Origin of the sequence: Actinoallomurus sp. CA-142502, assembly GCF_050936355.1 — a bacterium.
In the GTDB taxonomy this organism is placed as follows: domain Bacteria; phylum Actinomycetota; class Actinomycetes; order Streptosporangiales; family Streptosporangiaceae; genus Actinoallomurus; species Actinoallomurus iriomotensis.
In genome coordinates this window covers 1,548,743-1,561,886 of sequence record NZ_JBNJMY010000001.1, presented here as the reverse complement: position 1 = coordinate 1,561,886, position 13,144 = coordinate 1,548,743, and the positions used below count along the sequence as shown (strand labels likewise).

The window sequence follows — 13,144 nt, the reverse complement described above, 5'->3', positions numbered from 1 at the left end:
GCACTAGTCGACCTCGGCGCTGCCGCTGACGCGGAGTTTGCGGCGGGCGCGTTCGTAGAAGGTCGTGCCACCCAGGCGTACGACCTGGGCCGCCGCGGGCAGAGCGGTCACGGCCAGCCGGTCGCCGGCCGCCATCTGGGCGACGACCGCACCGTCCACCTCCACGGCGAGATCGCCGGAGATCGGCAGGAGGTCCAGCGCGACGGCCTCGTCGGCCGACAGCATGATCGCCCGGTTGAACGCCGAGTGCGCCGCCGCCGGGATCACCAGGAAGCCCTCCACCGTCGGGGAGACGATCGGGCCGCCGGCGGAGAAGCTGTAGGCGGTCGAACCGGTGGAGGTGGCCACGATGACCGCGTCCGCGGCGTACCGGACGAACGGCTCGCCGTCCACCGACACCGACAGCGCCGCGAGCCCGTCGCCCGGGATCCGTACCAGGGCGATGTCGTTGAACGCGGTCACGACGCGCCCGCCGGGCAGTTCGGCGCACACCGCCATGCGTGGCTCGACCTGGTAGCGGTGGTCGTCGATCGCGGTCAGCGCGCCGGCCAGCCCGTCGACGTCGATCTCCGCGAGGAACCCCAGTTTGCCCAGGTTCACACCGAGCACCGGCGTGGACGGCCCCGCGGCCAGCCGCATGGTGCGCAGCATCGTCCCGTCACCACCCAGGCTGACGAGCAGATCGGCCCGCTCGATCATCTCCTCGGGCGGCACCGCCACCGCACTGCAGTCGATCCGGCCGATCTCCTCGGGCAGCCCGAGCACCGTCCCGCCCCGGCTCGAGGCCCACTTGAGGATCGCGTCGATGGCGACCTTCGAGTCGCGCTTCGGGTGCAACACCAACCCGAGCGTGTTCACCATGCCCATGCCGCAAACTGTACGAGCCACCGGACGCCCTCGGTACGGCGAGGCGGGCGCCGCGGGCGCCTTTGTCCACAGCCGCCGTGGCGGGCTTCCCTCCGCGGATTCGAGCACTGGACAATAAGGGTGGGGTGGAGGCCCCCGGGCGGGAGGGCTCCAGGCAGGAGGGCTCCAGGCAGGAGGGCTCCAGGCAGGAGGGCTCCAGGCAGGAGGGCTCCAGGCAGGAGGGCTCCAGGCAGGAGGGCTCCAGGCAGGAGGGCTCCAGGCAGGAGGGCTCCAGGCAGGAGGGCTCCAGGCAGGAGGGCTCCAGGCAGGAGGGCTCCAGGCAGGAGGGCTCCAGGCAGGAGGGCTCCAGGCGGGAGGGCTTCGCCGACCTGGGCCGGGGGTTCGGATGGCTTCGTAATATGGTCGCACCATCTGGCGGTACGGCGACCGCCGAGCGGGAGGGACACGTGGCGCGGCTCACCAGGGTGGAGACTCAGGAGCGCAACCGCGCCAAGGTGCTGGCCGCCGCGCGGGCGGAGTTCGCCGAACGGGGCTACCGCGACGCCAAGGTCGACCGGATCGCCGAACGCGCCGAGCTCACCCGTGGCGCGGTCTACTCCAACTTTCCCGGCAAGCGGGCCCTCTACTTCGCCGTGCTGGCCGACGAGGCCGAGCGCGCGCCCCGGCCGGAGCAGCACGGCCGTACTCCGTCGGAGGCGCTCGGCGCGTTCGCCCGCGCCTGGCTCGCGCGGCTGCCGCTCGCCGGTGGCGAACCCGGCCGGCTCGGTCTCGAACTCCTGCCCGAGGTGATCACCGATGATCGGACCCGGCAGGCGTTCGCGCAGCTCACCCGCCTCGACGCGCTGCTGCTCGGCCTGGCGCTCGAAGGGTTGGACGGCAGGCGGCTCCGCATGGTCCGGGCCGCGGAGACGGCGCTGACCACACTGCACGGGGCCAGCCGCCTCGCCGCGGCGGCGCCCGGCTTCGTGGAGCCCTTCACCGTCGTCAGCGCCTGCGAGCGGCTGACCGACCTCGACCTCGGTGACGGCTGGCCGCCGGCGCATCTGCCGTACGTCCCCGACGCCCGCGCCGTCGACGAACCGTGGCCCGCTCCACCGGTGGTGGACGCCGTACGCGGCGAGGCCACCCGGCTCGACGGTGACGGCGTGGTGGCGATCCTCGGCCTCCACCGGCTGGAGGCCGCCGAGGAGGCCGTACGCGCCCTGCCTCCGGGTGAGACGGTCACCGTCGTCCTGGTCAGTGGCGATCCGGGCGAGTTCGCGCCGCTCGCCCGGCTCACCGTCGCCGACCTGTGCGGCTGTCTCCGTCAGGCGTTCCCGTCCGCACCGGCGCTCCGGGTGGTGCACGACCCGGCGGGTACGGTCGCGGCCGCGGCCGGTGTCCCCGCGGTCAGCGACGTCACCGAGACCGCGCTCCGCGTCCGCGCAGGCCGCGTCGTCGCCCGAGCCGACGCCCACGGCGCCTGCCACGCCGCCGCCTCGGCCCAGGCACACTGACCTCCACCGACACCTCGACCCGGGCGCCGGCTCCGGACGAATCCACGATCCGCCGGCCTGTTTGGCGCTCCTCGAACGGGTAGGGCGAGCCCTCGGCACGAAACGCGATCCCGGTACGAGGGAGGACGACGTGAAGGGTCTGGTCTCCAACGGTCCGCGGGACGTCAGCGTCGAGGAGGTCCCGGACGCGGCCGTCGAACGGCCGACCGACGCGTCAGTCACGAGCTGCCCCTGGCCGAGGCACCGGACGCGTACCGGCGCTTCGACGCACGCGACGACGGCTGGACCAAGGTCGTCCTCAAGCCGTGAGCACGGCACGGGTATGGCTGCGTTGTACGGAAGGAGAGATCATGGGCGACAAGAGCGATAAGCACGGTGCACGGCTCGACGACCAGCTCCGGCACGAGACCGAGGGCCTCGTGCGCGGCGGCGGTCCGACGCATGCCGAGCGAGGCAACGATCCCGAACCGGTGGAGACGGACGCGGGCCGGGATCCGACGGCGGCGAGCTCGTCGCGCACCGTGGGCGCCCCGCCGGGCATGTCCCCGGAGGACGTGGCGGACCGGAGCGAGTTCGCCAAGGTCCTGGCCGGAGCGCGGTACCCGGCGACGCCGGACCAGCTGTCCGCCCACGTGGCGGACGAGGGCGCGCCGGACGTCGCGGTGAGGGCCCTCGGCGACCTGCCGAAGCGGCAGTACGACGGTCTCCCGGAAGTGATGGACGCGCTCGGGTACGGGCACGAGACCGAGAGGTTCTGAGACGGGATGGGCCCGCCGCTGTCGCGGCGGGCCCGTCCGTCGGGAGTGGGGGTCAGAAGGCTCCGGTGCCGTTCGGCGTGCCGAGGCCGGTCGGGCCGTCCCAGCCGGTGCCCGCGTGGCACCACTTGGTGGTGGAGCAGCTGCCGTTGCTGCCCGAGGTCACGTCGAACAGCGACGAGGAGTGGGTGTACGGGTAGTTGTTGTCGATGCTCGCCGCGTTGGCGGCCAGGCCGTACACGCCCGCGATGACCGGTGCGGCGACGCTGGTGCCGCCGAAGACCATCCAGCCGCTCTGGCCCTGGTAGGCGGTGCTGTCGTAGACGGCGACGCCGGTGGCCGGGTCGGCCACCGCGGAGACGTCGGCGACGGCGCGGCGGGAGCAGCCGGTGAGGCCGGACTGGCCGCTCAGCGCGGTGTTGTAGCTGGAGCAGCCGCTGCCCGCGCCGCTCCAGGCGGTTTCGGTCCAGCCGCGGCTGTTGCTCGCGGACTTGAGCGAGGTGCCGCCGACGGCGGTCACGTAGTGGGAGGACGCCGGGTACTCCACGCCGTAGCCGGAGTCACCGGAGCTGACCGTGATGGCCTTGCCCGGGTGGTTGTAGTACGAGCCGTAGCTGGAGTCGGAGGCGTCGGAGCCGCCGTAGCTGTTGCTGATGACGTTGGCGAGCCGCGCCGCGGTGTTCTCCGCGGTGCCCAGGTTGGCGAAGGACGCGGAGGTCGCCTCGACCAGGACGATCTTGCAGTTCGGGCAGACCGCGGAGACCATGTCGAGGTCCAGGGAGATCTCCTGCGCCCAGCCGCCGTCGGTGGCCGGGTAGGACGACGTGCCGCCGGTCTGGTTGACCTTCTTGAAGCAGCCGTTCGCGGTCGTGCAGGCCGGCAGCCCGTACTGGCTGCGGTAGACGCCGAGGTCGGCCTCTGCGGTCGGCGCGTTGTAGGCGTCGACGATCGCGACCGTCTGGCCGGAGCCGGCGCTGGAGGACGGCAGCTTGTAGGCGCTCTGCAGGTTGGCGGGCGAGAGGCCCGAGGGCGCGGCGAGCGCGGCGCGGAGGGCCGTCTCGCTCGTGGCCACGTCGTTGCGCACCAGGGCGTCGCAGTTCGCGACGCCGGCCCGCGCCGTCGCGCATGAGTGGTGGAAGGAGTGGGAGACGGGCGGCGCCGCCTGGGGCGTGGCGTTGGCCGCCGAGGACAGGAAGGGGACCAGGGCGAGAACCAGTCCGCCCAGGATGGTCCCGGTCACGCGTCGTCGCATGGGCTCTCCTCAGAGCTGGCGGGGGGAACGACGTGCGAATCCTGACATATAAGTCATCGCGACATGAAGCACTGAATCAGCGGCGAAATTTCGGCATGATCAACAGTTCTGTCAGAAGGCAGTCGAGGCCGCCGACCACGGCGGATGAGTGAGGAGAGTCAAGAATCGGTAAAGTCGCCTGATGCGCGGCGGTGCCCGCCTCGGCTCGTCAGCGCGGCACGGCAGGCGAAAGTCAGCCGTTGACGTCGCATGTCAAGGGAAATCAACGATCTTGTCGGACCACTGTCGGCCAGAGGCGGCGGACCGTGGGGCGGGTCCGCACAGAAAACGAACCAGTCAGGAACAGGCCGAGGCCGCCCCCGCTCCGTGGGCGGCGGGGACGGCCCGGCGGTCGTCCGGTCAGCCTTCGCGCTCCACCCGCATCGCGGCCTCCTCCGCGGTGAAGCCACCCGAGTCCGGGCCGACGTCCTCGGCGATCTCCTCGCTCTCGGTGTCGTCGCGGACGCCCTCGTCCTGCTGCACCAGCCGGCCGGCGCCGCGCGGGGTCTCCGTGGCGCCGCCGGCTCCGACGTCGGGCTCCTCGCGGCTCAGCCGGCCGTCCAGCGACTCGCCCTCACGCTCTTCCTCGGCGGTCGTGCCGAAGTCCTCCAACGCCACGGGTTCGTCGCCGGGTACCGGTGCCTGCTGAGGATCCTCGGCCCACTGCTGCTGGGGATAACCGTCCTGCAGGTCCGGGATCCCCTCGTCCTCCAGCTCCGAACGCGGGTCACGGTTCGTCATATCGGGCCTCCTCAAAGGGATCGCAGGGCCGGGAGGAGCTCGCGCTCCGCCCAGCCGATGAACTCGTCCTGATGGTCGGCGCCGATCTGGACGAGGGCGATCTCGTCGAAACCGGCGTCGACGAACGGCTTGATCTTCCGGACGTGCTCGTCGACGTCCGGGCCGCACGGCAGCTGCTCGGCGACCTGTTCGGGCGTGACGAACTCCGTCGCGGCCTCGAAGGCGGGCGGGCCGACCAGGTCCGCGTTGACCTTCCAGCCGAGCCCGAACCACCGGAACTGCTCATGGGCGCGCTTCATCGCGGCGTCGCGGTCGGTGTCGTAGGCGACCGCGATCTGCCCGATGCGCGGCTTGCCGGCGCCGCCGGCCTCGTCGAACATCTCGCCGAGCTCCCGCTTGGGCTCCGTCGCGATCATGAGGTCGGCCTTCTCCCCGGCGAGGTGGCACGAGCTCTTGCCGGACACCGCGATACCGATCGGCACCCGGGTCTCCGGCAGGTCCCAGAGCCTGGCCTGCTCGACGTCGTAGTACTCGCCCCGGTAGCTCACCTCGTCGCCGTCGAACAGCTTGGAGATCACCTCGACCGCCTCGGTGAGCATCTCGTGGCGTACGCCGGCCAGGGGCCAGCCCTGCCCGACGACGTGCTCGTTGAGGTTCTCCCCCGCGCCGAGCCCGAGCCGGAACCGCCCGCCGGACAGGATCTGCACGGTCGCCGCCTTCTGGGCCACCACGGCCGGGTGGTAGCGGACGATCGGGCAGGTCACGAAGGTCATCAGCGGGATTCGCTCGGTGGCCTGGGCGGCCGCGCCCAGGATGGACCACGCGTATCCGGAGTGGCCCTGGGACCGCAGCCAGGGCTGGTAGTGGTCACTGATCACCGAGAAGTCGAAACCGGCGCGCTCGGCCGCCTGGACGTCGCGTACCAGCTGGTCCGGGGGTGCCTGCTCGCACATCATCGTGTATCCGAAAGCCGTCATCTCGGTGTTCCTCTCCCTCCTCCGTACGGGCGCCCGCCGGTACGGCGAGCCCTACCCGGGCACGCCTCACGCATTCGAGGCGTCAGGGCCGGGTCCGTACCTTCAGGCGGCGGCGCCGGCGGGCCCTGAGCAGAGACTGGCGCTGCTGCTCGGTGCGCCCGCCCCAGATGCCGTCCTTGATGCGGTTGGTCAGGGCGTAGCGGAGGCACTCGGCCTGGACCTGGCATCCGTCGCAGATGGCGCGGGCCCGGTCGGCGCTCGCCTCGCTCGAGCTGATCGGGAAGAAGAGTTCGGGGTCCTCGTCCTGGCAGGCTCCCTCGGTCATCCAGGGGGCCGGGGCCATGTCGATGAGCGTGGTGGTCATGATTTCCATCTCTCGGGGAAGTTTCGCGGGCGTACCCGCTAGAGCGGTGGTACGCGGATCAGGCCGGAGCCTTGTCGGGCTCGCGCAGGGCCTCAGTGGCCGGTTCGGACGGCGCGGGAAGCGCCCGGAGCGTCGGACGGGCGCGCAGGCACCGCCACATCTCCTCGGCGTACGGCAGCGCGCCGAAGAGCACCAGGGCGGCGATCAGCCCGGCCCGGGTGGAGCGGGACAGCGGATCGTGCCGTTTGAGCCGCAGCCGGAAGCGCGGCGCACGCCGGTCGCCGCCGACGAGGGCACGCGCCTGGTCCCAGTGCAGCGCGGTCAGGAACCCGGTCGCCATCAGCGGGACGACCTCGAGCAGGCTGTGGAGGTGCTGCTCGATCGGGGTGACCCTGCGGCGTTCCTCGGCGTAGGCCTGATCCCAGTAGGCGGTGGCGCCGTGCAGGCCGAGCGCCCCGGCCGAGGCCAGCAGCACTCCGGCGTTGACCTCGCAGAACAGTCCCAGCATCACGGGGACGCCGGTCTCGGTCATCATCAGCAGGTGGATGGCCGACTCACGGGGACCGGCGGTCGTCCCGATGTGGGTCTGCCGGTGGCGGTACCAGTCGGCCAGCCCCGCGCCGAGCCAGAGCGGCATGACTCCGCCGAGCAGCAGCCGGCGGGTGGCGGTCTCCACGCCCAGCGTCCGCCGTACGTCGCCGGGCCCGTGCGTCACCGCGGCGGCCAGCCGGCGCGGGGACGGCCTCATCGGTGCGTTCCCTTCGTTGAGGAAGGCAGACCGTCCCGCTGCGGGGACGGCCTCGCCTACCGGTGTGGATCAGGGCTCCGGGCGGTCGACGTTCCCCCGCCAGGCGCCGGTCTCGCGGCCCCGGCTCTCGATGAACTCCTTGAACCGCTTGAGGTCGGACTTGGCCCGCCTCTTGAGCAGCCCCGCCTTGTCCGCGACGTTCTCCAGGAACCCCTCGGGGTCGACGTCCATCTGCGTGGTGACGCGCGTCGTGTCCGGGCCCGTACGGTGGAACGTGACGACGCCGGCGTGCTCCGGCCCCTCGGTGGAGTGCCAGGCCACCCGCTCGTCGGGGATCTGCTCGGTGATCTGCGCGTCGAACTCACGGGTCACCCCGGCCATCTTGACGCGCCAGTGCGTCATCGTGTCCGTGACCTGGTTGACCTCTTCGACGCCCTCCATGAACTCGGGGAACTCCGCGAACTGAGTCCACTGGTTGTAGACGGTATGGATCGGTACGTTGACGTCCACACTTTCGGTAACGGTACTCATCGTGTACCTCCACTCTTCGTGTTCGGGTACATGGCTCGCGCTACCCGGCCTCGTCTGGGGCAAACAGGGCGTCCCGAAATCCCTCCTAGATCGACGAAAGCGCCCGTGACCAGGCCTTTCACCACAGGCGCCGCCGCCGCTGAATCAACACGCGCGCGAAGGGGTAGGGCGGGCGCATGACCGAAAAAGAGGAGCTCGGCCACGAACCCGAAACGACCGACGACCGCCGGTTCGCCCCGGCGACGCGGGGGTCGGACGCCCGCGGCCGTACCGTCCCGCCGGACGAGGAGGGCATGTCCCGGCAGGAGGACGAGGCGGGTGGTACCGGGGTGCCGGGAGTGGATGTGGGCCATCCCGACGCACTGCCGCCCGACGAGGAGGGCGTACGCGAGGCGGAGGAGCACGACGACACCCGGTGAGCGGACGGTCGGCCGATGGTTGCCGTACGTGAACTTCTCGAAATCGGAATGATCGGCTTTTTCGCGGGTAGCGCGGATCCTCGGCCGGTCGACGGTGTCGCGACCGGCGTCTCCTCGGCGAAAAGGTGGTGGCCATGGTGGCTCGTCGGCAGGAAACCGAGTCGATGGATGACGTTCGCTCCCGGTTGCTGGCGCGGTTTCCGGAGGACGCCGCCGAGGTGAACCGGCAGTTCAACCTCGCGGTCGCGTGCGCCGACCACCTCGGTGTCCGGCTGACCCCGCCGATGCTGGAGAACCTCGTCGTCGAGCGCCTCCAGGCCAAGGCCGCCGCCCGGCCGCCCCGCATCTCGCCGGCCGTGCCGCTCGTGTGCCGTCGCCCGCGGAGCGGTGACACCGAGTCCCGGCGCCCGGGTAGCACCTGGGGAGGGAAGCGAACAACGTCGTCCACGGGGGATTCCTGATGAAAGACCACCTGATCGCGGGGCTGCTGGCCGGGGCGGCCGGTACGACGGCGCTGAACGCCGTCACGTACGTCGACATGGCGGTGCGCGGGCGGGGCGCCAGCGGCATACCGGAGCAGCTGGCCGGCCGCGCCACGGACGCCGCCGGCCTGGACCTCGGCGACGAGGAGACCGCCGAGAACCGCAGGCAGGGGCTCGCGGGCCTGCTGGGCATCGCCACCGGCGTGGGGGTGAGCGCCGCGTACGGCCTGCTGGACGGTCTGGTCGGCGACCCCCGATCCTCGGTGGGCGAGGTCGCGGCGAGTGCGGTGGCCCTGGGAGTCGTGGCGGCCCTCGCCAGCGACACCCCCGCCGCCGCCGCGGGCCTGACCGATCCGCGCGACTGGCCGGCCTCGTCCTGGATCTCCGACGCGGTGCCGCACCTGGCCTACGGCGCGGTCGCCGCGATCACCTACGACCGCCTGATCCGGCGCCGGTACTCCTGTTGACGTGCCCGAACTGCCGGACGTCGAGGGCTTCCGCCGCGTCGTCGCCGACCACGGCACCGGCCGGCGGATCACCTCTGTGCGGGTGGACGACCCGCAGGTGCTGCGCGGCGTCGACCCGGAGAAACTGGCCGGAACGCTGATCGGACTCTCCCTCGGCGAGCCCGAACGCCACGGCAAGTGGCTGGCGGTACCCCTGTCCGGCGACCCGGTGCTGCTGCTCCACTTCGGCATGACCGGCGCGATGGTGTGGGACGACGGCACGTCACCGGCGCACGCTTACGACCGGGTGACCTTCGTCCTGCCCGACGGCGAACTCCGCTTCCGCGACATGCGCAAACTGCGCGGCATCTGGCTCGCCGCAGACCGACCGGACGCCGACCGCCTTCTCGCGCCACTCGGCCCGGACGCCCTGACGGTCGGCCGCGAGGAGTTCGCTTCGGCCGTGCGGACCCGCCGCCGGGTCAAGGCGACGCTGATGGACCAGTCGGCCCTCGCCGGCCTGGGCAACCTGCTGACGGACGAGATCTGCTGGCGAGCAGGCGTCCATCCCCGCCGGAGCGGCGACGACCTGAGCGAGGAGGAACTCGCCACACTCCACCGCGCGATGCGCCGCGTCCTGCGGGGAGCGATCCCGACGGGCCGCGTCCCCGGCCGCCGCACGTGGCTGACCGGCCGCCGGGAGGACCCGGACCCGACATGCCCCCGCTGCGGCACGCGGCTGTCACGCGGCCGCGTCGCCGGCCGCACCACCGTGTGGTGCCCCCGCTGCCAGCCGGAGGCGAAGTCTCGCTGAGGGGCACCTCCGGACACGCCCCGCCTCCGGACACGCCCCGCCCGCCTCCGGACACGCCCCGCCCGCCTCGGGGGGCTCACCCCAATCTCAGTGTCCAGGGGGCGCGCCTGCTCGGACAAGGTGCGCGTCTCGGCTGTGGATGACTCCCGACCGCTCCGGTCGAGATCCGCTCACGCGGGTTCTTCCGGAAGATCGTCGCTCTCCCGAATCATTCGCACCTTTGACGACGTTCCGCTTGCGGATGACTGCGGGGAGTAGCACCATCGAGAGTCCCCAAACCTCCGAGATCGATGCGGTCGAAAGAGGCGTATGTGAAGACACCAGCGCTATTCCATGCTTTTCGGAACGACATTCTCCCCGCTGGCGCGCAGTTGCTGCAGGCAGAGGACCCGGTCGCGATCGGTGGTCACCGGCTGGCCGGGCGGCTCCGGTCCGGTGGTGCCGGGCTCGTCTACGTGGCGCACGGGCGTGGCTCCGGGCTCGTGACGGTCAAGACGGCCCATCCGGGCGCCGCCGCCGAGCCCGAGCCGGTCCGTGCGCGGCTGCGCGCCGAGGTCGCGTGCGCGCGGCGGCTGCCCTCCTCCTGCTCGGTACGGCTGCTCGACGACGGCACGGACCACACCCCGCCGTACGTCGTCAGCGAGCACCTCGACGGTCCCTCGCTCGAGCGGATCATCGACGCCAAGGGTCCGCTGGCGCCCGCGCCGATCACCGCGCTCGCCACCGATCTCGCCCAGGCCCTCGCCGCCGTGCACGCCGCCGGGGTCATGCATGGCGACCTGGCGCCCGGCAACGTGCTGTTCACCAAAAACGGCCTGCGCATCCTCGACTTCGGCGTCGCCGAGCACATCCCGGGCGATCCGGCCGAGATCGGCGCGGTCGCCGACAACCCCGGATGGCTGGCGCCGGAGCTGCTCACCGACGGCACGCCCGGCCCCGCGTGCGACATCTTCGGCTGGGGCTGCCTCGTCGCGTACGCCGCCACCGGCCAGAGCCCCTATCGGGAGACCGCGGCCGGCGCGCCCGCCCGGTTCCGGCCCGTCGACACCAGCGCCCTCCGGCAGCCGCTCCGCGACCTGGTCGAAGCGGCGGTCGCCGAGGACCCGGCCCTCCGCCCGTCAGCCGCCGACCTCGTCGTCCGGCTCGCCGCGCACGCCGAGCCGGACGATCTTCCGGTCCTGGCCGCGTCGGCGCAGCCTGTGGTCACGGCTCCTACGGTCGTGACCCACGACGTACGGCCCCCGCGCCCCGGACGGACACGCGCCCTCGTGTCGGCGCTGCTCGTCCTCGTCGCGGTCCTCATCGCGGCACCCACGTCGACCGAACGGCCGGCCGCACCGCCACCCCGCCCCAAGAGCCCTGCCGCGCCGCCCGCGAAACCCCGTCCCCGGCACTCCTCCAACGCCGCCGCGATGGCCCTGTACGGCCGTCCGCCCACGACCGCACGGCGCCCCCGGCCCGCCCCGCACCGGCCGGCCCAGCACCCTCCCGGCGGCACCCTCTGGATGACCTGCTCCAGCAACCGCCCCGGCTGGTGCACGATGTCCGACGCTCCGGACGCCTCTCCCCCGTCGTCCGGCTGGCGGTTCACCTGGGGCGCGGGCGGCTGATCCCGGACGGCCTCTGCGGAGGTCCTCTTCACGGTTTCGGCGGGTCCGCGCCGGGGAGCCGCATCGGACGCCCGGCATGGGGCAGGGTCTCTGGGGTAGCGCGGGCCGGGAGCACGAGAGGAGAGGATCATGAACACCGTGACCGACGCCGTCCGGGACCAGCGGCGTGAGTACAGCCAGGGTGAGGACCGCCCGCTCGGTTCGTACGCGGCGACGCTCGCCGTCTACGGCCTGACCGCCGGCGGCGCCGCGGTGGCGGCGCGGTTGACCGGACGGCGGCCGCCCGACCTCGGTCTCCGGGACGTCGCACTGATGGCGATCACCACGCACCGGGTCTCGCGCACCCTCGCCAAGGACCCGGTCACCAGCCCGCTCCGTGCGCCGTTCACCCGCTACGAGGGTGTGTCGGGCCCGTCGGAGCTGAAGGAAGAGGTCCGCGGCGCCGGCGTGCGGCACGCGGTGGGCGAGCTCATCTCATGCCCGTTCTGCATGGGCCAGTGGGTCGCGACCGCGTACGCCGCGGGCATGGTGTTCGCCCCGCGTACGACGCGGTTCGCCGGCGCCACGATCACCGCGGTCGCGGTGGCGGACTGGCTGCAGCTCGCCTACGCCAAGCTGCAACAGTCGGCCGAGGGCTGACCGGCCGCGCAGACCAAGCTCCAGCAGCCGGTCAGCCGGACACGCGGCAACCCCTCACGTACGCCCCCGGCAGCGGCGGCCGGGCCGATCAACCCGCGCCGGGCAGGCGGACGTGCAGTACGCCCTCTCGTACCTCCGTCTCGAAGACCGGCTGCGGGGCGGTGGCCGGGCCGCGGGCGACCGAGCCGTCGGAGAGCCGGAACGTGCTGCCGTGCCACGGGCACGTCACGCACCCGTCGTTCACCTCGCCGTCGGACAGCGGCCCGGACAGGTGGCTGCACTGGTCGGCCAGCACGTCGACGTCACCGCCCCGTCGCACCACCAGCAGCGGAACCTCGCCGAGCATCCTGCGCACCGGGCTCCCGTCCGGGAGATCGTCGAGCCTGCCCAGCTCATGCCAGCCGGGCTCCACCAGATGCGGCACCGACTCGGCGTGATTGGCCCCTCCGGCCTGGTGGAAGGACAGATGGCCGCCGAGCAGCGCACCGACGCTCGCCACGCCGAGGCCCGCGTACCGCAGCGCCCGGCGGCGCGCGGGCGTACGAGCGAGCAGTGACGCTCCGTACAGGCCGATCGCGGTGCCGTTCGCCAACGCGTGGACGACGCCGACCCGCATCTGCTGCTCGTGCTGTTCGGACCAGTCGGCCGTGCCGGCCAGTACGGCGGGCGCCGAGACCAGCAGCCCGAACGCGGCCAGCCGCCGGGCCCCGTCGTCGCCGCCGCGCCACAGGTCGAGCACCCCGGCGGACAGCCAGGCCCCCACGGACGCCTGGACCAGCATCGGGTGGACCGGATGCCCCAGCCAGGTGCCGTGCAGAGCGTCACGCACCGGCCCGGGCCGCAGCCGCCGCGCGACCTTCTGCGTCGGCTCCACCACACGATCGAGGACCTCGGCGGTCTCCAGCTTGTTGAGTATCTCCATGTGAGCCCGCTTCCCCCACGGCCGTGATCGAAGCATGGAACC

At 72.5% G+C, this 13,144-nt stretch carries 16 protein-coding genes; 8 read left to right on the top strand and 8 right to left on the bottom strand.

Going from position 1 to position 13,144, the window contains the following annotated elements; all coding sequences use genetic code 11:
- Nucleotides 1-3: 3 nt before the first annotated feature.
- Nucleotides 4-867 (bottom strand): NAD(+)/NADH kinase, encoded by an 864-nt coding sequence (locus ACQEV1_RS07630; RefSeq protein WP_285621822.1) that lies wholly within the window; start codon nucleotides 865-867, stop codon nucleotides 4-6.
- 446 nt (nucleotides 868-1,313) lie between these two features.
- On the opposite strand from ACQEV1_RS07630, the gene ACQEV1_RS07625 reads away from it, so the two are divergent.
- On the top strand, nucleotides 1,314-2,363 hold the full coding sequence (locus ACQEV1_RS07625) for a TetR/AcrR family transcriptional regulator (protein WP_433405853.1): 1,050 nt from the start codon (nucleotides 1,314-1,316) through the stop codon (nucleotides 2,361-2,363).
- Between the two features lie 350 nt (nucleotides 2,364-2,713).
- Entirely contained in the window at nucleotides 2,714-3,121 is a 408-nt protein-coding gene (locus ACQEV1_RS07620) for a DUF2795 domain-containing protein (protein WP_433392571.1), read from the top strand.
- Nucleotides 3,122-3,173: 52 nt separating this feature from the next.
- Here ACQEV1_RS07620 and ACQEV1_RS07615 read toward each other — a convergent pair whose 3' ends face one another.
- The 6 genes from ACQEV1_RS07615 to ACQEV1_RS07590 form a co-directional block, all read right to left on the bottom strand.
- Nucleotides 3,174-4,370, bottom strand: a complete 1,197-nt coding sequence (locus tag ACQEV1_RS07615) for a S53 family peptidase (RefSeq protein WP_433392569.1) — start codon at nucleotides 4,368-4,370, stop codon at nucleotides 3,174-3,176.
- 399 nt (nucleotides 4,371-4,769) lie between these two features.
- A complete protein-coding gene (locus ACQEV1_RS07610) occupies nucleotides 4,770-5,150 on the bottom strand; it encodes a DUF5709 domain-containing protein (RefSeq protein WP_285567323.1) in 381 nt (126 codons plus the stop codon).
- 11 nt (nucleotides 5,151-5,161) lie between these two features.
- A complete protein-coding gene (locus ACQEV1_RS07605) occupies nucleotides 5,162-6,127 on the bottom strand; it encodes an LLM class F420-dependent oxidoreductase (RefSeq protein ID WP_285621828.1) in 966 nt (321 codons plus the stop codon).
- A gap of 82 nt (nucleotides 6,128-6,209) precedes the next feature.
- A complete protein-coding gene (locus ACQEV1_RS07600) occupies nucleotides 6,210-6,491 on the bottom strand; it encodes a WhiB family transcriptional regulator (protein WP_285621831.1) in 282 nt (93 codons plus the stop codon).
- A gap of 58 nt (nucleotides 6,492-6,549) precedes the next feature.
- Nucleotides 6,550-7,239, bottom strand: a complete 690-nt coding sequence (locus ACQEV1_RS07595; RefSeq protein WP_433392566.1) for a diguanylate cyclase — start codon at nucleotides 7,237-7,239, stop codon at nucleotides 6,550-6,552.
- A gap of 69 nt (nucleotides 7,240-7,308) precedes the next feature.
- Nucleotides 7,309-7,770, bottom strand: coding sequence for an SRPBCC family protein (locus tag ACQEV1_RS07590; protein ID WP_285567316.1), 462 nt, complete (start codon nucleotides 7,768-7,770; stop codon nucleotides 7,309-7,311).
- Between the two features lie 176 nt (nucleotides 7,771-7,946).
- Between ACQEV1_RS07590 and ACQEV1_RS07585 the strand changes: the two genes are divergently transcribed.
- The 6 genes from ACQEV1_RS07585 (at nucleotide 7,947) to ACQEV1_RS07560 (ending at nucleotide 12,180) form a co-directional block, all read left to right on the top strand.
- Complete coding sequence (locus ACQEV1_RS07585; protein ID WP_433392564.1) at nucleotides 7,947-8,189, top strand: hypothetical protein; 243 nt, start codon at nucleotides 7,947-7,949, stop codon at nucleotides 8,187-8,189.
- Between the two features lie 164 nt (nucleotides 8,190-8,353).
- A complete protein-coding gene (locus ACQEV1_RS07580; RefSeq protein WP_433392562.1) occupies nucleotides 8,354-8,650 on the top strand; it encodes a hypothetical protein in 297 nt (98 codons plus the stop codon).
- Nucleotides 8,650-9,138, top strand: coding sequence for a hypothetical protein (locus ACQEV1_RS07575; protein WP_285621841.1), 489 nt, complete (start codon nucleotides 8,650-8,652; stop codon nucleotides 9,136-9,138). The genes ACQEV1_RS07580 and ACQEV1_RS07575 overlap by 1 nt, the downstream gene beginning before the upstream one ends.
- A gap of 1 nt (nucleotide 9,139) precedes the next feature.
- A complete protein-coding gene (locus ACQEV1_RS07570) occupies nucleotides 9,140-9,931 on the top strand; it encodes an Fpg/Nei family DNA glycosylase (protein WP_433392559.1) in 792 nt (263 codons plus the stop codon).
- Nucleotides 9,932-10,302: 371 nt separating this feature from the next.
- On the top strand, nucleotides 10,303-11,541 hold the full coding sequence (locus ACQEV1_RS07565; RefSeq protein ID WP_433392557.1) for a protein kinase domain-containing protein: 1,239 nt from the start codon (nucleotides 10,303-10,305) through the stop codon (nucleotides 11,539-11,541).
- Nucleotides 11,542-11,670: 129 nt separating this feature from the next.
- Nucleotides 11,671-12,180: a DUF1360 domain-containing protein gene (locus ACQEV1_RS07560; protein WP_433392555.1), complete on the top strand. Its 510-nt coding sequence runs from the start codon at nucleotides 11,671-11,673 to the stop codon at nucleotides 12,178-12,180.
- A gap of 88 nt (nucleotides 12,181-12,268) precedes the next feature.
- On the opposite strand, the gene ACQEV1_RS07555 is transcribed toward ACQEV1_RS07560, so the two are convergent.
- Nucleotides 12,269-13,102 (bottom strand): Rieske (2Fe-2S) protein, encoded by an 834-nt coding sequence (locus tag ACQEV1_RS07555; RefSeq protein ID WP_285621852.1) that lies wholly within the window; start codon nucleotides 13,100-13,102, stop codon nucleotides 12,269-12,271.
- Between the last annotated feature and the right edge of the window lie 42 nt (nucleotides 13,103-13,144).

Bases quoted from the DNA above. Each gene is read 5' to 3' on its own strand.
- ACQEV1_RS07630 (WP_285621822.1), bottom strand. From the start codon at position 867: ATGGGCATGGTGAACACGCTCGGGTTGGTGTTGCACCCGAAGCGCGAC.
- ACQEV1_RS07560 (WP_433392555.1), top strand. From the start codon at position 11,671: ATGAACACCGTGACCGACGCCGTCCGGGACCAGCGGCGTGAGTACAGC.
- ACQEV1_RS07595 (WP_433392566.1), bottom strand. From the start codon at position 7,239: ATGAGGCCGTCCCCGCGCCGGCTGGCCGCCGCGGTGACGCACGGGCCC.
- ACQEV1_RS07600 (WP_285621831.1), bottom strand. From the start codon at position 6,491: ATGACCACCACGCTCATCGACATGGCCCCGGCCCCCTGGATGACCGAG.
- ACQEV1_RS07555 (WP_285621852.1), bottom strand. From the start codon at position 13,102: ATGGAGATACTCAACAAGCTGGAGACCGCCGAGGTCCTCGATCGTGTG.
- ACQEV1_RS07580 (WP_433392562.1), top strand. From the start codon at position 8,354: ATGGATGACGTTCGCTCCCGGTTGCTGGCGCGGTTTCCGGAGGACGCC.
- ACQEV1_RS07605 (WP_285621828.1), bottom strand. From the start codon at position 6,127: ATGACGGCTTTCGGATACACGATGATGTGCGAGCAGGCACCCCCGGAC.
- ACQEV1_RS07585 (WP_433392564.1), top strand. From the start codon at position 7,947: ATGACCGAAAAAGAGGAGCTCGGCCACGAACCCGAAACGACCGACGAC.
- ACQEV1_RS07575 (WP_285621841.1), top strand. From the start codon at position 8,650: ATGAAAGACCACCTGATCGCGGGGCTGCTGGCCGGGGCGGCCGGTACG.
- ACQEV1_RS07610 (WP_285567323.1), bottom strand. From the start codon at position 5,150: ATGACGAACCGTGACCCGCGTTCGGAGCTGGAGGACGAGGGGATCCCG.
- ACQEV1_RS07590 (WP_285567316.1), bottom strand. From the start codon at position 7,770: ATGAGTACCGTTACCGAAAGTGTGGACGTCAACGTACCGATCCATACC.
- ACQEV1_RS07615 (WP_433392569.1), bottom strand. From the start codon at position 4,370: ATGCGACGACGCGTGACCGGGACCATCCTGGGCGGACTGGTTCTCGCC.
- ACQEV1_RS07620 (WP_433392571.1), top strand. From the start codon at position 2,714: ATGGGCGACAAGAGCGATAAGCACGGTGCACGGCTCGACGACCAGCTC.